Genomic DNA, 19,244 nt, shown 5'->3' with positions numbered 1-19,244 from the left:
GATAAGGTTAACGGCGAGGATACTAACAATTAAAGAAGGGATGGAAATAATAAATAACCAAATGGACTAACCTGTTTTAGTTATCACACTTAGCGATAAAACAGATTAATTAACTGATTGAAATATCACAACAAAGATCACAAAAAATGACCACCACCTGCGGTCCAGGCTTCAGAGCCGTTTTAGTTAATGCTAAAAATTGTGCTTTCCGGTACTATGCGGCGGTTTTTTCCGCATTACTGAGAGCGATCATGTCCACCACACTGTTTAAAGATTTCACCTTCGAAGCCGCCCACCACCTTCCGCATGTTCCTGAAGGACATAAATGTGGCCGTCTGCACGGGCACTCGTTTATGGTGCGTCTTGAGATCACCGGTGAAGTCGATCCGCATACCGGTTGGATCATGGACTTCGCTGAGCTGAAGGCGGCGTTTAAGCCAACTTACGATCGTCTGGATCACTATTACCTGAATGATATTCCGGGCCTTGAAAACCCGACCAGCGAAGTGCTGGCAAAATGGATCTGGGATCAGATGAAACCGCTGGTACCGCTGCTGAGCGCAGTGATGATCAAAGAGACCTGCACCGCAGGCTGCGTCTATCGCGGCGAGTAAAAAAAAGCCCGGTTAAACCGGGCTTTTTTTAGGCAATATTCAGGTACTTGTGCGTCTGCATCGACAGACGCCAGTTACGCGCAATACAGGTTTCAATGCACAGGCGCGTTGCATCCTCTTTCTGGCTGATAGGCTGCAGGGCAATGACCCGCTGCTTTTCGTCCGAGAGCGTTGCCAGCAGTTCATCCAGCGCTTCAATATCACGCACGCGTCCTACCGGGTGTTTAATCTCATCAGCACGTTCCAGCGCCTGAGACAGGACATCGTATCCGCCGCGCATATTCACTTTCGGTGATACCGTCACCCAGGTGGTGTGAGAGCAACGCACTTCATGGGTACCGCTGGTTTCAATCTGGCAGCTGTAACCGTTCTTTTCGAGCAGCTCGGTTAGCGGCGTCAGATCGTGGATGCAGGGTTCACCGCCGGTGATCACCACATGGCGCGCCGTCCAGCCCTGACGACCAATAATGGCCAGCAGATCTTCTGAACTGCCCGCGCCCCACTTATCGCTCTCTTTGGTTTTCGCCAGAATGCTAAACAGCGACACTTCCCGATCTGCGAGCTTATCCCACGTATGTTTGGTATCACACCAGGCACAGCCAACCGGGCATCCCTGTAAACGAATAAAGATAGCGGGAACGCCGGTAAAGTAACCCTCGCCTTGCAGGGTCTGGAACATCTCGTTAATCGGGTACTGCATAGTCATCTCAGTAAAGGGGATAAACGATAAGTATCGCAGATCCCTGCCAGATGGTCATGCTCGATCGGTGCTTTGCGCGCCAATCGCCGTTATAAACCGTTCAGTGATCTGCTGTGGACGGGTGATTGCCCCACCAACAACGACCATATGCGCTCCCAGCGCCAGGCATCTGGCCGCGCGCTCAGGGGTATCGACGTTGCCTTCGGCAACCACCGGAACCGTGACGGCAGCCAGTACATCCTTCAGGAATGCGCAATCATTGTCGGGCAAAGCATGACCCGCGCTTTCCGCCGTATAACCATAAAGCGTGGTTCCGACACAATCAAAGCCCAGCTCCTGCGCGGTTACGGCCTCTTCTACGCTGGAAATATCCGCCATCAGCACTATCCCGGGGTAACGTGTACGGATGTGACTGACCAGCGTTTTCAGCGATTCACCGCCAGGACGCTCGCGCGCAGTCGCATCAAGTGCAATGATTTCCGGAGAGACGCTCATCAGCTCATCCACTTCTTTCATTGTGGCAGTGATAAACACCGCGCTACCAGGATATTCCCGCTTGATGATGCCGATAACGGGTAAAGAAACCTCCTGTTTAATGGCCACAATATCCACCACGCTGTTGGCGCGGATGGCAGCAGCCCCACCCTGAAACGCTGCCCGCGCCATCCGGGACATAATAAATGGGCTATGCAGAGGTTCATTCTCCAGCGCCTGACAAGAGACGACCAGTTTTCCTTTCAGGTTATCCAGTACAGTTTTCATTACGATAAGATCTCTTCAACTTCGTTTTTGATAATCGTGACATGCGGGCCATAAATGACCTGAACACCGTTACCACGCACAATGACGCCGCGTGCACCAGTGGCTTTCAATGCAGCGTCATTCACTTTGCTGCCGTCTTTCACCGTGACACGAAGGCGCGTGGCGCAGCAGTCCACCTCGTCCAGATTGTCTTTTCCACCCAGCCCGGCGATTACCGCTGCAGCGCGCTCGCTTTGCGGCAGAGTAACCTCATCCACCACCGCCTCTTTTTCACGACCCGGCGTGGCAAAATCAAAACGATTAATCAGATAGCGGAACGTGAAGTAGTAGAGGAAGAACCACGGGACGCCCACAAGCGGTACGAACATCCAGTGGGTTTTGGCCTCACCCTGAAGAATGCCAAACAGCACGAAGTCGATAAAACCGCCGGAGAAGGTTTGTCCGATGGTGATGTGTAAAATATGCGCGAGCATAAACGCCAGCCCATCAAACACGGCATGAATGACGTACAACACCGGCGCAATGAACAGGAATGAGAACTCAATGGGTTCCGTAATTCCCGTCAGGAAAGAGGTTAATGCCGCAGAGAGCAGCAGCCCGGCGACGCGTTTTTTGTTCTCGGGTTTTGCCGTGTGGTACATCGCCAGACATGCACCGAGCAGGCCAAACATCATCGTAATGAAGCGCCCGGACATGAAACGCGACGTCCCTTCGTAAAACTGACGCGTCGCAGGATCGGCCAGTTGCGCGAAGAAGATCCGCTGAGTCCCCTCGACCAGATGACCGTTGACGATCTCACTCCCGCCGAGCGCAGTGGTCCAGAAAGGAAGATAGAAGATGTGATGTAAACCGAACGGGCCGAGCATACGCAAAATGAAACCATAGAGCATCGTGCCCAGGTAACCCGTCGCATCCACCAGCCCACCCAGACCAAAGATCAGTTTCTGGAAATGCGGCCAGACGACGGTCATGACGGCCCCTACGAGTATTGCCGCCAGCGAGCTGATAATGGGGACAAAACGTGAACCGCCAAAGAAGCCCAGAAATTGCGGAAGCGCAATTTTATTAAACCGGTGATGGAGTGCGCAGGTCACAAGGCCGATCACCACGCCCCCGAACACGCCGGTTTCCAGCGTCTGAATCCCCAGCGTCATACCCTGTCCCACAGCGCCAGGATTATCATGCGCCAGTTTTCCGGTGAGGATCAGCAGCGCGTTAATGGTGGCATTCATCACCAGAAAAGCAAGCAACGCCGCCAGCCCTGCCGTGCCCTTATCGCTTTTTGCCAGCCCGACAGCCACCCCAACCGCGAACAGCACCGACAGGTTCGCAAACACAATTGAACCCGCACTGCTCATGATGGTGAAGATGGCCTGTAACCAGCCCACATCTAAAAACGGGTAAGCCGCGAGGGTATTTGGATTCGATAACGCGCCACCTATCCCCAGCAGCAGACCCGCCGCAGGCAATACGGCGATAGGTAACATAAAGGATTTGCCAAAGCGCTGCGCTTTTTCAAACCATCCCCCGGAAGAAGCCCCACTGAACATTTGCATCATTTTTTCATTACCCCATGTTGTGATGAAAATTTTTACCATATAAATATCATTTAGTGAAAATAACCATCAAAAACCAGGAGGACGATCATACTTTTTAGAAATGACTGGCATCTTTCCCCTGCTTTCCGCCACACTAGTCGCAGAGAAACGCACTAAGGATCTAGCATGCCAGACCATGAAAACCTGCTGCTGAAGCTACGCCAAGAGGCTTCCGGGTATAGCCCAACGCAACAAAAACTCGGCGAGTTTGTTCTCAACGATCCTGCACGGGTGCTCTACCTGACGATCACTGAACTGGCGCGTGAAAGTCGCACCAGCGAGGCCAGCGTCACGCGTCTTTGCCGTACGCTGGGTTGCAAGGGATATAACGAATTTAAAATGGCGCTTGCGCTGGATATACAGCAGGGCCAGCCCGCACGACAGGCCGGAGATGAAATTGATAACGTCGTCGATGAGTCGGTACAGGCTTTGCAGGATACCGCCAGACTCCTCGACCGGGCGTTGCTTGAAAAAGCGGCACTGGCGCTGCATCAGGCGCAATCGGTGCAGATTTATGGTGTTGCAGCCAGCGCGATCCTCGGTGAGTACCTGCATTACAAGCTGTTGCGGCTGGGCAAACCCGCGCAACTGTTTAGCGATATGCACCGCGCAGCCATGAATGCGACAACCCTTTCGAAAGAGACCCTGGTCGTGGCCATCTCCAGTTCTGGTTCAACGCGGGATTTACTCCACGTGGTGAAACTTGCACGCAAGCGCGGTGTTAAGGTGTTGGCCCTCAGCAATACCCCCCGTAGCCCGCTGGCTTCCCTGAGCGATATTCAGCTGGTTGCCGCCAAGCCAGAGGGTCCCCTCAGCGCTGGTGCACTCAATGCTAAAGTTGGCGTCATGCTGCTGGTCGAGTTGCTGACCACCTCCATGATTGCGCTGGATGGTCATTATGGTGATGTTAGCCAGCAAACAGCCAGCGCAACGCTCCCTCTGTTGCTCTAAAAATAATCTGCAGGCTAAATAAAACGGCCTGCGGTTTATGATATTCAGTTCCACTTAAATCATTTACCGGACAAATGAATGGTGTAACAAAGTATGTTGTTTATTACATTTTGAATAACTATTAATAATAAGAATAAAACTAAAAATAACGCTTAAAATCATTAAGTTAAAATATTAATTTTTATAAATTGAATTTTTTACCTTTCCACAATGTCCAATACATCCACCTGATTTCCTTTTCTTAAAATAAGCTTAAGAAGCCTTCATTTTCGGCGTTTTATTATTTAAATGCCGTTTACTTTTGTGCGCCTACAATCCGCCTCATCAATCATAATGAGACGGTATTAATGAAGATGTTATTGATTACAGGCGTGACAGGATTTCTGGGCGGTGCAGTACTTGAAAAAATACTGACCAACGACAACCCCGTAAAACTCCTTTTACTCGCGCGTGCCAGCGATCAGCAAAGTGGGCTGGAACGTGTGCAAGAGAACATGCGCAAATTCAATGTGCCAGAGAATAAGCTGGCCTCTCTGAGCGTGGATAATATCCTCATTGGCGACCTCAGCCATCCGGAAGCATTTCTGGACGATCCGCGCCTGGACCAGGTCACGCACGTCGTTAACTGTGCGGCTGTTGCGTCGTTTGGTAATAATCCGCTGATCTGGAAGGTCAATGTCGAGGGTACGCTCGCACTGGCGCGTCGCATGGAACGAGTGACGACCTTACAGCGTTTCCTGCACGTGGGCACGGCAATGTCATGCACGCCGGAACAGGATTCGCTGGTCGCCGAAAGCGCTGAATTCAGAGAAAATGCCGAACACCTGGTGGAATACACGTTTTCGAAGTCAACTATCGAGCAACTGATGCGCCAGGAGTGCCCGAACCTGCCACTGCTTATCGCTCGCCCGTCCATTGTCGTCGGCCATACCCGTCACGGCTGCACGCCGTCGAGCAGCATTTTCTGGGTCTTTAGCATGGGTCTGATGCTGCAGAAGTTTATGTGCTCAATGGAAGACAGAATCGACGTTGTTCCGGTGGATTATTGCGCCGATGCGTTGTTAATGCTGCTCACCAGCAACGCGCGTCCGGGAGAAGTGGTACATATTTCTGCAGGGGAAGAGAACAGCGTTCGCTTTGCGGATATCGATCAGGCAATGGCGCAGGCGCTGGAGAAAGCCCCCGTCGGTGATCGGTATGCTCAGGTCAGCTACGAAACGCTGGTCAAAATGCGCCGCGAATTGAAACATATTTTTGGCCCGTGCAATGAACGTCTGATGCTGAGAGCAATGCGCTTATACGGTGCCTTTGCCACGCTTAACGTGCGTTTCAGCAACGACAAGCTGCTCAGCATGGGCATGTCCAAACCGCCGCGTTTTACTGACTATATCGCCCGCTGCGTACAGACGACTCAGGGGCTGACAATCCCGGAACAGATGGCTGTCGATTTTAAATAACCAAAAAAAATGCCAGTCATTCGACTGGCATTTTCATTCTAAGACTTAAAGGCTATTACTGGCCTTTGATCTCTTTACGACCGTTGTATGGTGCTTTTTCGCCCAGAGCTTCTTCGATACGAATCAGCTGGTTGTATTTAGCAACACGGTCAGAACGGCTCATAGAACCCGTTTTGATCTGGCCTGCAGCGGTACCAACAGCCAGGTCAGCGATGGTAGCGTCTTCAGTTTCGCCTGAACGGTGAGAGATAACAGCGGTGTAGCCAGCGTCTTTCGCCATTTTGATCGCAGCCAGAGTTTCGGTCAGAGAACCGATCTGGTTGAATTTGATCAGGATGGAGTTAACGATGCCTTTCTCGATGCCTTCTTTCAGGATCTTGGTGTTGGTTACGAACAGATCGTCACCAACCAGCTGGATTTTGTCGCCCAGTACTTTGGTCTGGTATGCGAAACCAGCCCAATCAGATTCGTCCAGACCGTCTTCGATAGAAACGATTGGGTACTGTTTGGTCAGGTCTTCCAGGAAGTGAGTGAACTCTTCAGAGGTGAACGCTTTGTTGCCTTCGCCAGCCAGAACGTATTTACCGTCTTTGTAGAATTCAGATGCTGCACAGTCCATCGCCAGGGTGATGTCTTTGCCCAGCTCGTAGCCAGCAGCTTTAACTGCTTCTGCGATTACAGCCAGTGCTTCTGCGTTAGAACCCAGGTTTGGCGCATAGCCACCTTCGTCACCAACAGCAGTGTTCATACCTTTAGCTTTCAGAACTTTAGCCAGGTTGTGGAACACTTCAGAACCCATGCGTACCGCTTCTTTCAGGGATTTCGCGCCAACTGGCTGAATCATAAATTCCTGAATATCAACGTTGTTGTCCGCGTGCTCACCACCGTTGATGATGTTCATCATTGGTACTGGCATGGAGTATTTGCCTGGGGTGCCGTTCAGTTCAGCAATGTGTTCGAACAGTGGCATACCTTTCGCTGCAGCTGCTGCTTTGGCGTTCGCCAGGGAAACAGCCAGGATTGCGTTCGCACCGAAGTTAGATTTGTTTTCAGTACCGTCCAGATCGATCATGATCTTGTCGATGCCAGCCTGGTCTTTGGCGTCTTTGCCAAGGATTGCCTGAGCAATAGGACCGTTTACAGCGCCAACCGCTTTCAGTACGCCTTTGCCCATGAAACGGGATTTGTCGCCATCGCGCAGTTCCAGCGCTTCGCGGGAACCAGTAGAAGCACCTGATGGAGCCGCTGCCATACCGACGAAACCACCTTCCAGATGAACTTCGGCTTCAACGGTCGGGTTACCACGGGAGTCGATGATTTCACGACCGATGACTTTAACGATTTTGGACATTAGATTTTCCTCAGTACAAGTTAAACTAAAACTCCAGACAAACAACGCGTACCAGAGGTACGCGTTGCCGTTCTAACTTTTTTTACTTCGCCTGACGCTTCTGGTAGTCGCTGGCGGCCTTTACGAAGCCTGCAAACAGCGGATGCCCGTCACGTGGCGTTGAAGTAAATTCCGGGTGGAACTGGCAGGCGACAAACCACGGATGGTTTGGCACTTCAATGATCTCGACTAACTGATCATCCCCGGAGCGGCCCGCAACACGCAGACCCGCGGCTTCAATTTGTTTCAACAACATGTTGTTGACTTCATAGCGGTGACGATGACGTTCGGTGATGGTTGACTCGCCATACAGCTTGCGAACCACGCTATCGTCAGACAGCTGGCAGGCCTGTGCGCCAAGACGCATGGTGCCACCCAGATCGCTCTTCTCGGTACGGACTTCGACGTTACCGTCTTCGTCACGCCATTCTGTGATAAGCGCCACTACAGGGTACTTACAGTCTGGCACAAATTCCGTAGAGTTCGCGTTTTCCATTCCCGCTACGTTGCGCGCAAATTCGATCAGCGCAACCTGCATACCCAGACAGATGCCGAGGTATGGAATATTGTTTTCACGCGCATAGCGCGCGGTGGCGATCTTGCCTTCTACACCACGGTAACCGAAGCCACCAGGGATCAGAATAGCATCCAGATCTTTCAGGATTTCAACGCCACGCGTTTCAACATCCTGCGAATCAATCAGCTTGATATTCACGGAGACACGGTTCTTCAGACCACCGTGTTTCAGCGCTTCGATCACTGACTTATAGGCATCCGGCAGTTCGATATACTTGCCGACCATACCGATAGTCACTTCACCAGCCGGATTCGCTTCCTCATAAATAACCTGTTCCCATTCAGACAGGTTAGCTTCCGGACAGTTCAAGCTGAATCGTTTACAAATATAATCGTCCAGGCCCTGTGATTTCAACAGGCCCGGGATTTTATAAATGGAATCGACATCTTTCATTGAAATAACGGCTTTTTCAGGCACGTTACAGAACAATGCAATTTTCGCACGTTCGTTCGCCGGGATAGCACGATCAGAACGGCAAACCAGGATGTCAGGCTGAATACCAATAGAGAGCAGCTCTTTCACCGAGTGCTGAGTCGGTTTGGTTTTCACTTCACCTGCGGCTGCCATGTAAGGCACCAGCGTCAGGTGCATGAACAGCGCGTGTTCACGACCAATATCCACCGCCAGCTGACGAATCGCTTCCAGGAATGGTAAGGATTCGATATCACCCACAGTACCGCCGATTTCAACCAGCACCACATCATGCCCTTCGCCACCGGCAAGAACACGTTCTTTAATTGCGTTCGTGATGTGTGGGATAACCTGCACGGTCGCGCCCAGGTAGTCACCACGGCGCTCTTTACGCAGAACGTCGGAATAGATGCGGCCAGTCGTGAAGTTGTTACGACGGGTCATTTTGGTGCGGATGAAACGCTCGTAGTGGCCAAGATCCAGATCGGTTTCAGCGCCGTCTTCAGTAACGAACACTTCCCCGTGTTGGGTTGGGCTCATGGTGCCCGGATCGACGTTGATGTACGGATCCAGTTTCATCATGGTCACATTGAGGCCACGGGCTTCAAGAATGGCTGCGAGGGAGGCTGCGGCAATGCCTTTACCCAGAGAGGATACGACCCCGCCGGTCACAAAAATATAGTTCGTTGTCATGCTGAACCTGAGAAGTTAGGGTGAAACGATGGAATAACCAGGACGGGAAAGTAGTATACCCGAACACGGCGAGCGCCACAAACTTTCATTCTCCGTCTCCATTCCAGGCCATGACAAACATAAGGAGTGAGAAAATAGCCCGTTTTGGGTAAATGTTTTTGACGCAAATCAAGCGCTTGTCATTTAAAAAATCACACAAATTGCGCTTGATCGCAAAAATCCGTTAGAGATCAGATTCCTGGCGTTTTACTTCCTGCCAGACTTCTTCCATCACATCGAGGTCTACACCGGTCATTTCCAGGCCACGCGAGGCCACAATACGTTCGACTTCGCGAAAACGACGCTCGAACTTAATGTTGGCTTTTTGCAGCGCGGTTTCCGCTTTTACACCCAGGTGGCGTGAAAGGTTGACAGTCGCAAACAGCAGATCGCCCATCTCCTCTTCCAGCTTTGCTTCATCCACCACTGCCTGCTGAGCTTCGTGCATCACTTCGTCGATCTCTTCATGCACTTTGTCCAGTACCGGGCCGAGGGACGTCCAGTCAAATCCCACTGCAGAGCAGCGTTTCTGAATTTTATGGGCGCGCATCAGTGCGGGCAGACTCAGAGGAATATCGTCCAGCGCGGAGTGCTGAGATTTCTCTGCGCGTTCGGCGCTTTTGATTTGTTCCCAGCGGACCAGCACTTCCGCACTGTTCCCCGCAGTAGCATCACCAAAAATATGAGGGTGGCGGCGCTCAAGCTTGTCGCTAATAGCGGCACAGATGTCGTCAAAGTTAAAACGCCCCTCTTCCTGCGCCATTTGTGCATAGAACACCACCTGGAAAAGCAGATCGCCCAACTCGCCGCGCAGGTCGTCAAAATCTTCACGAGAGATGGCGTCCAGCACCTCGTAGGTCTCTTCAAGTGTGTACGGGGCGATGGTAGCGAAAGTCTGCTCTTTGTCCCACGGACAGCCGTTTTCCGGGTCCCGAAGACGTTTCATGATGCCGAGCAGGCGGTCAATTTGAGTCATAGTGTTTTCCATTAAAAAAACAAGCCGGGTGGCGGCAAAGCCTTACCCGGCTTACAGAAGAGTGTGTTTAACCGCCGTGCAGACGACGCGCGTCAATCACATCCGGCACCTGGTTCAGTTTGCCAAGCACGCGGCCCAGCACCTGCAGGTTATAGATTTCGATGGTCATATCGATGGTAGCAAGCTGCTCGCGGGTATCACTGCGGCTGGCGACGCCCAGCACGTTGACCTTCTCGTTAGCAAGAATGGTGGTAATGTCGCGCAGCAGGCCGCTGCGATCGTTGGCAGTGACACGCACCACCAGCGAGTAACCCGCGGAATAGCTCTCGCCCCAGACCGCCTCCACGATGCGCTCCGGCGCATGCGACTGTAGCTCGGCAAGCTGGTCGCAGTCGGAGCGGTGAATCGAAATCCCGCGCCCCTGCGTGATAAAGCCGACGATATCGTCGCCCGGGATAGGCTGGCAGCAGCGGGCAATGTGGTGCATAAGATTGCCTACGCCTTCCACTACCACGCGGCCGTTGTCTTTACTGCGCTGTTGCGGTGCGTAGGTTTTCTGCTGCAGCTGTTTCAGCGCTGCTGCATCCTGCTCTGCCGCACTTGGCTTATTGAACTGCGCCTGCAGGAAGTTCACCATCTGATTCAGACGGATATCGCCGCCGCCAATGGCCGCTAACAGCTCATCAAGCTCGTTAAAGTTGTAGCGCGGCAGCAGGAACTTCTCCGCCTCTTTCAGGCTGATGCCAATATGCTCCAGCTCGTCATCAAGGATCTGGCGACCAGCAAGGATGTTCTTGTCACGATCCTGTTTACGGAACCAGGCGTGGATTTTTGAGCGCCCACGGCTGGTCGTCACGTAACCCAGGTTTGGATTCAGCCAGTCCCGGCTCGGGTTTGGCTGCTTCTGGGTGATAATTTCAATCTGGTCGCCCATCTGCAACTGATAGGTGAACGGTACAATGCGCCCGCCGATTTTCGCCCCGATACAGCGGTGCCCCACATCACTGTGGATATGGTAGGCAAAATCGAGCGGTGTAGAGCCCGCAGGCAGGTCAACGACATCCCCTTTCGGGGTAAAGACATACACCCGGTCGTCAAAGACCTGGCTGCGCACTTCGTCAAGCATCTCGCCGGAGTCGGCCATCTCTTCTTGCCACGCAATCAGCTTACGCAGCCAGGCGATGCGGTCTTCATGGCCAGAACGCGCCCCACCGGAGGTGCCTTCTTTATATTTCCAGTGCGCGGCAACGCCCAGTTCGGCGTCTTCGTGCATCTGTTTGGTACGGATCTGAATTTCGACCGTTTTGCCGCCAGGGCCGAGCACAACGGTATGAATAGACTGGTAGCCGTTAGGTTTCGGGTTCGCGACATAGTCATCGAACTCATCCGGCAGGTGGCGGAAGTGAGTGTGCACTATCCCCAATGCGGCGTAGCAGTCCTGCAGACGCTCCGCCACGATACGTACCGCGCGCACGTCAAACAGCTCGTCAAAGGCGAGATGTTTCTTCTGCATTTTGCGCCAGATACTGTAGATGTGCTTTGGTCGACCGTAGACTTCAGCACGCACATTCTCTTCTTTCATTGACTGACGCAACCCGCTGACAAACTCCTCGATATAATGCTCGCGGTCGATACGGCGCTCATGCAGCAGTTTGGCAATGCGTTTATATTCCGCCGGGTGCAGATAGCGGAAGCAGTAATCTTCCAGTTCCCACTTCAGCTGACCAATCCCTAAACGGTTCGCGAGCGGCGCATAGATGTTTGTACACTCTTTGGCTGCCAGCACGCGCTCGTCTTCCGGTGCATCCTTCACTTCACGCAGATGGGCAATACGCTCAGCAAGTTTGATGACCACACAGCGGAAATCATCCACCATGGCCAGCAGCATGCGGCGAACGTTATCTACCTGTTCTGAAGAGACAGAATCAGTGTGCGCAGCCTTAAGCTGGCGGATAGCCGCCATATCGCGTACGCCGTGGATCAGCGCCACTACCGATTTTCCAACGCTTTCGCGCAGCACGTCTTCAGTGACGACGTCCGCATCGGCAAGAGGGAACAGAAGCGCAGCCTGCAGCGTTTCGATGTCCATGTTCAGCATGGATAAGATTTCAACCATCTCCACGCCGCGCCATAAGAGAAGATCGGCATCCTGATGCCCCTGCGTGGTGCGCAGACAATAGGCCCAGGTTTCGGTTAAGCGTTCACACGACTGCTGGCTGGAAATTCCCAGACTTGCGATCCATTTTTGTGGGTCAAATTCCCCAGCTTTATTAAGATGTGCACTTCTTACCGCAACCATTGTCCTCTCCTTTAGGGACCAGGGCCTGTCGAAGTCGACAAGCCAAACAAATTAGATGTGCTCGAACAACACCATCGATTCCAGATGTCCAGTGTGCGGGAACATGTCCAGCATTGCCAGATGCCGAATCTGGTAACCCGCACTGATTAATGCCTCACTGTCACGGGCAAGCGTTGCCGGGTTACAGGAAACATAGACCACACGCTTCGGCGCGAGTTTAATAATATGTGCCATGACACCCGGTGCACCCGCACGAGCCGGGTCGAGTAAAATTTTATCAAAGCCCTGCTTCGCCCACGGCTGTTGGGTGACATCTTCCTCAAGATTTTGATGAAAGAAGGTCACATTTTGCAAGCCGTTCTGCTCCGCGTTCTCCTGCCCTTTAGCCACCAGCGCCTCAACACCTTCCACGCCGACGACGCTCGCGGCTTTTTGCGCCAACGGTAGCGTGAAGTTACCCATTCCGCAGAACAGATCGAGCACTCGATCGCTTTTCTGAACATCCAGCCACGCCAGCGCTTTCTCAACCATCTGCTGGTTAACGCCATCATTCACCTGAATGAAATCCCGCGGGCTGAACGTTAAGCGTAGTCCGTTTGACGCATACCAGGGCGCGTCACCTGTAACCTGCTCAAGTATCTCGCTTTGTGGTGCCAGGAAAAGCGCCAGGTCGTGGGAATGCGAAAAGTGTTCCAGTTTTTCGCGATCTTTTTTCGACAGCGGCGCGGTGTGGCGCAAAACCATCAGCGGGCCATTATTTGCCATGACCAGTTCGACATGCCCAAGGTGGTGAACGCCATCCAGCCCGGAGAGACAAATGCGCACTTCTGGAAGCAACGCCTCAAGATGGGGCACCAAAACGGGGCAATGCTTCACATCAACGATATCGCTGGAGCCTGCTTTGCGAAACCCCATCTCCAGCCGCTCAGTTTTTGGCTGAAAGCTGAGACTCAGACGCGCGCGGCGGCGATAACCCCAGGGAACATCGGCAATAATCTCGCTAACGTCATGTTTAAGCAGACGCGCCAGGGCACTGCTTTTGCTTTTTTGCTGTAATTCTGTGCTCGCATGCTGTTGCTGACAACCTCCACAGACACCAAAGTGCGGGCAACGAGGTTCCACACGCTCCGGGCTATCGTTGAGGCGACGCTTCACCTGTCCACGGGCGTACTGGCGTTTATCTTCTGTCAGCGTAATTTCTGCTCGTTCTGTTGGCAGCAAACCTGTTATAAACAGAGTCTTACCATTGTGTCGAGCGACCCCCTGGCCAAAAGGATCCAGGTCCGTAGCTTCAACAGTGATGATTTGACGCGTCGTCACGCGTCGTTTTGCAGAGTAGAATTGCGCCATCGCCGAGATTTTTCTCACATAAACATAATTATCTTAATTGTCCCATAACGGAACGCCATGACCAACTACAGCCTGCGCGCGCGCATGATGATTTTGATCCTCGCCCCCACCGTTCTTATCGGTTTGCTGCTGAGTATCTTCTTTGTGGTGCACCGCTATAACGATTTGCAGCATCAACTGGAAGGTGCTGGCGCCAGCATCATCGAACCGCTCGCCGTGTCCAGTGAGTATGGGATGAACCTGCAAAACCGCGAATCCATTGGTCAGTTAATCAGCGTGCTCCACCGCCGTCACTCGGACATTGTTCGTGCCATTTCCGTTTACGACGAACATAACCGTCTGTTTGTTACCTCGAATTTTCATCTCGATCCGGCGTCCCTGAAAATCCCTGACGGTACACCGTTCCCGCGCCAGCTCACTGTACTTCGGCGCGGGGATATCATGATCCTGCGCACGCCGATCATTTCGGAAAGTTATTCACCCGATGAGTCTGCGCAATCCGACGCCAAATCCAGCAATAATATGCTGGGATATGTCGCACTGGAGCTGGATCTCAAGTCGGTACGGCTACAGCAGTACAAAGAAATTTTCATCTCTGGCGTGATGATGTTGTTCTGCATCGGTATTGCTCTGATCTTCGGCTGGCGTCTGATGCGTGATGTGACGGGGCCCATCCGCAACATGGTCAACACAGTTGACCGCATTCGCCGGGGTCAGCTCGACAGCCGCGTTGAAGGGTTTATGCTGGGCGAGCTGGATATGCTGAAAAATGGCATCAACTCAATGGCAATGTCACTGGCGGCGTATCACGAAGAGATGCAGCACAACGTTGACCAGGCCACGTCTGATTTGCGTGAAACCCTGGAGCAGATGGAGATTCAAAACGTTGAGCTGGATCTGGCGAAAAAGCGTGCTCAGGAAGCGGCACGTATTAAATCTGAATTCCTTGCCAATATGTCACATGAGCTGCGTACACCACTCAATGGTGTGATCGGCTTTACCCGCCTGACGCTGAAAAGCGAGCTTAACCCGACTCAGCGCGATCATCTGCACACTATCGAGCGCTCCGCTAACAACCTGTTAGCGATCATTAACGACGTGCTGGACTTCTCGAAGCTGGAAGCCGGCAAGCTTATTCTGGAAAGTATCCCATTCCCGTTGCGCAGCACACTGGATGAGGTGGTCACGCTGCTCGCACACTCCTCGCACGATAAAGGGCTGGAGCTGACACTTAACATCAAGAACGATGTGCCGGATAACGTCATTGGCGACCCACTACGCCTGCAGCAGGTTATTACTAACCTTGTCGGAAATGCCATTAAGTTCACCGAAAGCGGTAACATCGACATTCTGGTGGAAAAACGTTCTATCAGTAATAACAAGGTTCAGATTGAAGTCCAGATCCGCGATACCGGCATCGGTATCCCTGAGCGCGATCAGTCACGGCTGTTCCAGGCGTTTCGTCAGGCGGACGCCAGTATCTCCCGCCGTCATGGCGGTACTGGTCTCGGGCTGGTGATCACGCAGAGACTGGTGAATGAGATGGGCGGAGATATCTCTTTCCACAGCCAGCCGAACCGGGGGTCAACCTTCTGGTTCCACATTAATCTGGACCTCAACCCGAACGCGCTGACCGATGGTCCGGTGACAGACTGCCTGAACGGTAAGCGTCTTGCCTACGTCGAGCCTAACGCGGCGGCGGCGCAATGTGCGCTCGATATTTTAAGCACCACGCCGCTGGAAGTGGTCTACAGCCCAACCTTCTCAGCACTTGCCGTTGAACACTACGACATTCTGTTGATGGGGATCCCGGTCACTTTCACCGGCGAACTGACCATGCAGCAGGAGCGGCTGGCGAAGGCCGCGTCAATGACCGACTATCTTCTGCTGGCGCTCCCGTGCCATGCCCAGCTCAATGCAGAAGAGTTGAAAAATGACGGGGCCGCCGCGTGTCTGCTAAAACCACTCACCGCGACCCGACTGTTGCCGGCGTTGACGGAATATTGCCGTCTTAGCCAGAATGCCCTGCCGTTGATTAACAATGAGCAAAAATTGCCGATGAGTGTGATGGCTGTGGATGATAACCCGGCCAACCTGAAGCTCATTGGCGTATTGCTTGAAGACCAGGTTCAGCATGTTGAACTGTGTACCAGTGGAACGCAGGCGGTTGAACAGGCTAAACAGATGCAGTTCGATTTAATTCTGATGGATATTCAAATGCCTGGTATGGATGGCATTCGGGCCTGCGAGCTGATCCATCAACTCCCGCATCAGCAGCAGACCCCGGTGATTGCGGTCACCGCGCATGCGATGGCCGGTCAGAAAGAGAAGTTACTGAGTGCCGGGATGAATGATTATCTGGCTAAACCTATCGACGAAGAGAAACTTCATAACCTGTTGTTACGCTATAAACCTGGGCATACAGGCGGGACATACACGTCATCTGCCGAGCCGGTTGAGATTAGCGTCAATCAGAACGCGACTTTTGACTGGCAGCTTGCTCTGCGCCAGGCAGCAGGAAAACCCGACTTAGCGCGCGAAATGCTGCAAATGCTGGTCGCGTTTCTACCGGAAATTCGCAACAAGGTTGAAGAACAACTGGTGGGTGAAAACCCGGACGACCTGCTGGAAGCGATCCACAAGCTTCACGGTAGTTGTGGGTACAGCGGTGTACCGCGGCTGAAAAATCTTTGCCAGTTACTGGAGCAACAACTGCGTGCCGGCACGCCAGAATCTGAGCTTGAACCGGAATTCCTGGAACTGCTGGATGAGATGGATAATGTGACGCGGGAAGCGATGAAAGTGCTGGGGAGCTGAGTTAAAAGCCCGGTGGCGGCTTCGCCTTACCGGGCAATCACAGCTAAAATGCCTGCCCCACTTTCAGCACCGCCGCGATATTCCTTGCGGCCATCTGGACATTTTCACTGGCATTTTCCAGCGCGTCTTCCAGTGAGCAGATGGTATAGATCACGCTAAACACCGCATCAATGCCGTGTTCATGTACCACGCCAACATCCGCCGTCAGACTCCCCGCAATACCGATGACGGGTTTGTTAAAGCGTTTGGCCACTTTCGCCACACCTACCGGGACTTTGCCGTGGATCGTCTGACTGTCGATGCGTCCTTCACCCGTGATCACCAAATCCGCATCGGCTACCTGCTCGGCCAGGTGTAGCGCATCGGTCACGATCTCAATCCCCTGGCGTAACTGCGCACCGCAAAAGGCATACAGCGCCGCCCCCATGCCGCCCGCCGCGCCACCGCCAGCAAGGTTCAACACATCAATATCCAGATCCCGGGCGATGACCCGCGCATACTGAGCAAGCGCGTTGTCCAGGGTGACAATCATCTCGGGTGTGGCCCCCTTTTGCGGACCAAATACGGCTGACGCACCATCCTTTCCGGTGAGCGGGTTCGTCACATCACAGGCCACTTCAATCCGGCACTCCGCCAGACGTTTATCCAGCCCGCTCAGGTCGATACGCGCGAGTTTTCCCAACTCGCCCCCACCCGGTTTAAGAGGCTGTTCACTGTTATCCAGTAGCTTAGCCCCCAACGCTTGTACCATCCCTGCTCCGCCGTCATTGGTGGCACTACCGCCAATGCCAATAATGATATGCTTAACGCCTGCATCCAGCGCATGACGGATAAGCTCACCAGTCCCCCAGGAGGTGGTTCTCAGAGGGTTACGTTGCGAAGGTGTGACCAGCTCAAGACCGCTTGCCGCCGCCATTTCAATAAAGGCACTCTGCTCGTCACCGGATAAGCCATAAAACCCTTCCACGCGCTCACCCAACGGACCAGTCACCGGAACATGCACAATGCGTCCCTGCGTTGCCGCTATCATCGCTTCAACCGTCCCTTCGCCACCATCTGCGACCGGCAGTTTGACGTAAACCGCCTCAGGGAAGATCTCGCGAAAACCACGCTCTATCGCTGTCGCAACCTCAAGCGCACTCAAACTTTCCTTATACGAGTCCGGTGCGATAACAATTTTCATAAGCCATCCTTACGCATAGTCGTTACGTTAAGCATACACCACGTAAAGAACCACTCATGGGAGCGGTCCCAATGCGTTTATCGTACCATGCACGGACGTTTATTGTCGAATGTCCAGTCCGGGATCAAATACTGCATCGCCATCGCGTCGTCGCGCGCGCCCAGACCGTGTTTCTGATAAAGTTCGTGGGCCTTCATGACCTGGTCCATATCCAGCTCAACACCCAGCCCTGGAGTGGACGGTACCTGCACCATGCCCCCTTTGATCTCAAACGGCTCTTTGGTCAGGCGCTGATTGCCTTCCTGCCAGATCCAGTGTGTGTCGATTGCGGTAATCGTGCCCGGCGCGGCAGCGGCGACATGAGTGAACATTGCCAGTGACACGTCGAAGTGGTTGTTGGAATGCGAACCCCAGGTCAGGCCAAATTCATGACACATCTGCGCCACGCGAACTGAACCCTGCATCGTCCAGAAGTGCGGATCAGCCAGCGGAATATCGACAGATTGCAGAGAAAGCGTATGCCCCATCTGACGCCAGTCGGTTGCTATCATGTTTGTTGCCGTTGGCAAACCTGTTGCGCGGCGGAATTCCGCCATCACTTCGCGGCCGGAGAAACCTTGTTCTGCGCCGCACGGATCTTCCGCATAGGCCAGCACGCCTTTCAGCTGTTTACCAATGCGGATCGCTTCATCAAGAGACCAGGCCCCATTCGGATCGAGCGTTACGCGCGCCTGCGGGAACCGTTTCGCCAGCGCAGAGATGGCTTCCGCCTCTTCTTCGCCCGCCAGCACGCCCCCCTTCAATTTGAAATCGTTGAAGCCGTACTTCTCGTAAGCGGCTTCCGCCAGGCGCACCACCGCATCCGGGGTCATCGCCTCATCGTGGCGAAGTCGGTACCAGTCGCATTGTTCATCTGGCTGGCTTTGATACGGCAGAGGCGTCAGCTTGCGGTCGCCGACAAAGAACAGATAGCCCAGCATTTCCACTTCACTACGCTGCTGGCCATCACCTAACAGTGACGCGACGTTAACGCCCAGGTGCTGGCCTAACAAGTCCAGCATTGCCGCTTCGATACCGGTCACCACATGGATAGTGGTACGCAGATCGAACGTTTGCAGCCCGCGTCCAGCCGCATCGCGGTCGGCGAAAGTACTGCGCACGGTGTTCAGCACATTTTTGTATTCGCCCAGTGTTTTACCGACGACTAACGGAATGGCATCTTCCAGCGTAGTGCGGATCTTCTCCCCACCAGGGATTTCGCCTACACCGGTATGGCCGGAGTTGTCTTTGATAATCACAATATTGCGGGTAAAGAATGGCGCATGTGCGCCACTCAGATTCATCAGCATGCTGTCATGGCCCGCAACCGGAATGATCTGCATGGAAGTGACTACAGGGGTAGAAAAAGTACTCATCGTTCAATCCTT

At 53.2% G+C, this 19,244-nt stretch carries 14 protein-coding genes; 4 read left to right on the top strand and 10 right to left on the bottom strand.

The window, feature by feature from the left end:
* The first annotated feature begins 251 nt into the window (after positions 1-251).
* Positions 252-614, top strand: coding sequence for a 6-carboxytetrahydropterin synthase QueD (gene queD, locus V6E55_RS11115; RefSeq protein ID WP_010434567.1), 363 nt, complete (start codon positions 252-254; stop codon positions 612-614).
* A gap of 28 nt (positions 615-642) precedes the next feature.
* Here the strand turns inward: queD and queE are convergent, their stop codons facing one another.
* From queE to V6E55_RS11100, 3 genes are read right to left on the bottom strand one after another with little or no spacing between them, the layout of a single operon-like run.
* Positions 643-1,314: a 7-carboxy-7-deazaguanine synthase QueE gene (gene queE / locus V6E55_RS11110; RefSeq protein ID WP_028016873.1), complete on the bottom strand. Its 672-nt coding sequence runs from the start codon at positions 1,312-1,314 to the stop codon at positions 643-645.
* Between the two features lie 54 nt (positions 1,315-1,368).
* Complete coding sequence (locus V6E55_RS11105; RefSeq protein WP_316942813.1) at positions 1,369-2,076, bottom strand: N-acetylmannosamine-6-phosphate 2-epimerase; 708 nt, start codon at positions 2,074-2,076, stop codon at positions 1,369-1,371.
* On the bottom strand, positions 2,076-3,635 hold the full coding sequence (locus tag V6E55_RS11100; RefSeq protein ID WP_129995077.1) for a maltose/glucose-specific PTS transporter subunit IIC: 1,560 nt from the start codon (positions 3,633-3,635) through the stop codon (positions 2,076-2,078). Before V6E55_RS11100 ends, V6E55_RS11105 begins: the two co-directional genes overlap by 1 nt.
* A 165-nt stretch (positions 3,636-3,800) precedes the next feature.
* Between V6E55_RS11100 and V6E55_RS11095 the strand changes: the two genes are divergently transcribed.
* On the top strand, positions 3,801-4,625 hold the full coding sequence (locus V6E55_RS11095) for a MurR/RpiR family transcriptional regulator (RefSeq protein ID WP_114978610.1): 825 nt from the start codon (positions 3,801-3,803) through the stop codon (positions 4,623-4,625).
* Positions 4,626-4,972: 347 nt separating this feature from the next.
* Positions 4,973-6,082, top strand: a complete 1,110-nt coding sequence (locus V6E55_RS11090) for an SDR family oxidoreductase (RefSeq protein ID WP_236920712.1) — start codon at positions 4,973-4,975, stop codon at positions 6,080-6,082.
* Positions 6,083-6,137: 55 nt separating this feature from the next.
* On the opposite strand, the gene eno is transcribed toward V6E55_RS11090, so the two are convergent.
* From eno to rlmD, 5 genes are all read right to left on the bottom strand, one after another.
* Positions 6,138-7,433 (bottom strand): phosphopyruvate hydratase, encoded by a 1,296-nt coding sequence (gene eno, locus V6E55_RS11085; RefSeq protein ID WP_028016878.1) that lies wholly within the window; start codon positions 7,431-7,433, stop codon positions 6,138-6,140.
* 82 nt (positions 7,434-7,515) lie between these two features.
* Positions 7,516-9,153, bottom strand: coding sequence for a glutamine hydrolyzing CTP synthase (pyrG, locus tag V6E55_RS11080; protein WP_028016879.1), 1,638 nt, complete (start codon positions 9,151-9,153; stop codon positions 7,516-7,518).
* Positions 9,154-9,376: 223 nt separating this feature from the next.
* On the bottom strand, positions 9,377-10,168 hold the full coding sequence (mazG, locus tag V6E55_RS11075; RefSeq protein WP_108091048.1) for a nucleoside triphosphate pyrophosphohydrolase: 792 nt from the start codon (positions 10,166-10,168) through the stop codon (positions 9,377-9,379).
* Between the two features lie 67 nt (positions 10,169-10,235).
* Positions 10,236-12,467, bottom strand: a complete 2,232-nt coding sequence (gene relA / locus V6E55_RS11070) for a GTP diphosphokinase (RefSeq protein WP_028016881.1) — start codon at positions 12,465-12,467, stop codon at positions 10,236-10,238.
* A 51-nt stretch (positions 12,468-12,518) separates the two neighbouring features.
* Positions 12,519-13,817 carry a 23S rRNA (uracil(1939)-C(5))-methyltransferase RlmD gene (gene rlmD, locus V6E55_RS11065; RefSeq protein WP_316942812.1) on the bottom strand — a complete coding sequence of 433 codons (1,299 nt, stop codon included), beginning with the start codon at positions 13,815-13,817 and terminating at the stop codon, positions 12,519-12,521.
* Positions 13,818-13,874: 57 nt separating this feature from the next.
* Between rlmD and barA the strand changes: the two genes are divergently transcribed.
* Positions 13,875-16,634 (top strand): two-component sensor histidine kinase BarA, encoded by a 2,760-nt coding sequence (gene barA / locus V6E55_RS11060; protein ID WP_316942811.1) that lies wholly within the window; start codon positions 13,875-13,877, stop codon positions 16,632-16,634.
* 43 nt (positions 16,635-16,677) lie between these two features.
* Here barA and V6E55_RS11055 read toward each other — a convergent pair whose 3' ends face one another.
* Both V6E55_RS11055 and gudD read right to left on the bottom strand, forming a co-directional pair.
* Positions 16,678-17,817, bottom strand: a complete 1,140-nt coding sequence (locus V6E55_RS11055; RefSeq protein ID WP_316942810.1) for a glycerate kinase — start codon at positions 17,815-17,817, stop codon at positions 16,678-16,680.
* A 77-nt stretch (positions 17,818-17,894) separates the two neighbouring features.
* Positions 17,895-19,232, bottom strand: coding sequence for a glucarate dehydratase (gene gudD, locus V6E55_RS11050; protein ID WP_316942809.1), 1,338 nt, complete (start codon positions 19,230-19,232; stop codon positions 17,895-17,897).
* Between the last annotated feature and the right edge of the window lie 12 nt (positions 19,233-19,244).

Origin of the sequence: Enterobacter sp. 342 (assembly GCF_036663495.1) — a bacterium.
Taxonomy (GTDB): domain Bacteria; phylum Pseudomonadota; class Gammaproteobacteria; order Enterobacterales; family Enterobacteriaceae; genus Enterobacter.
Note: the sequence above shows the minus strand (reverse complement) of the source record. Positions and strands in the feature narration are given on the sequence as shown.

What these genes read in the sequence shown, in the direction of transcription:
- queD (WP_010434567.1), top strand. Translation starts at nt 252, where the DNA reads ATGTCCACCACACTGTTTAAAGATTTCACCTTCGAAGCCGCCCACCAC.
- queE (WP_028016873.1), bottom strand. Translation starts at nt 1,314, where the DNA reads ATGCAGTACCCGATTAACGAGATGTTCCAGACCCTGCAAGGCGAGGGT.
- V6E55_RS11105 (WP_316942813.1), bottom strand. Translation starts at nt 2,076, where the DNA reads ATGAAAACTGTACTGGATAACCTGAAAGGAAAACTGGTCGTCTCTTGT.
- V6E55_RS11100 (WP_129995077.1), bottom strand. Translation starts at nt 3,635, where the DNA reads ATGATGCAAATGTTCAGTGGGGCTTCTTCCGGGGGATGGTTTGAAAAA.
- V6E55_RS11095 (WP_114978610.1), top strand. Translation starts at nt 3,801, where the DNA reads ATGCCAGACCATGAAAACCTGCTGCTGAAGCTACGCCAAGAGGCTTCC.
- V6E55_RS11090 (WP_236920712.1), top strand. Translation starts at nt 4,973, where the DNA reads ATGAAGATGTTATTGATTACAGGCGTGACAGGATTTCTGGGCGGTGCA.
- eno (WP_028016878.1), bottom strand. Translation starts at nt 7,433, where the DNA reads ATGTCCAAAATCGTTAAAGTCATCGGTCGTGAAATCATCGACTCCCGT.
- pyrG (WP_028016879.1), bottom strand. Translation starts at nt 9,153, where the DNA reads ATGACAACGAACTATATTTTTGTGACCGGCGGGGTCGTATCCTCTCTG.
- mazG (WP_108091048.1), bottom strand. Translation starts at nt 10,168, where the DNA reads ATGACTCAAATTGACCGCCTGCTCGGCATCATGAAACGTCTTCGGGAC.
- relA (WP_028016881.1), bottom strand. Translation starts at nt 12,467, where the DNA reads ATGGTTGCGGTAAGAAGTGCACATCTTAATAAAGCTGGGGAATTTGAC.
- rlmD (WP_316942812.1), bottom strand. Translation starts at nt 13,817, where the DNA reads ATGGCGCAATTCTACTCTGCAAAACGACGCGTGACGACGCGTCAAATC.
- barA (WP_316942811.1), top strand. Translation starts at nt 13,875, where the DNA reads ATGACCAACTACAGCCTGCGCGCGCGCATGATGATTTTGATCCTCGCC.
- V6E55_RS11055 (WP_316942810.1), bottom strand. Translation starts at nt 17,817, where the DNA reads ATGAAAATTGTTATCGCACCGGACTCGTATAAGGAAAGTTTGAGTGCG.
- gudD (WP_316942809.1), bottom strand. Translation starts at nt 19,232, where the DNA reads ATGAGTACTTTTTCTACCCCTGTAGTCACTTCCATGCAGATCATTCCG.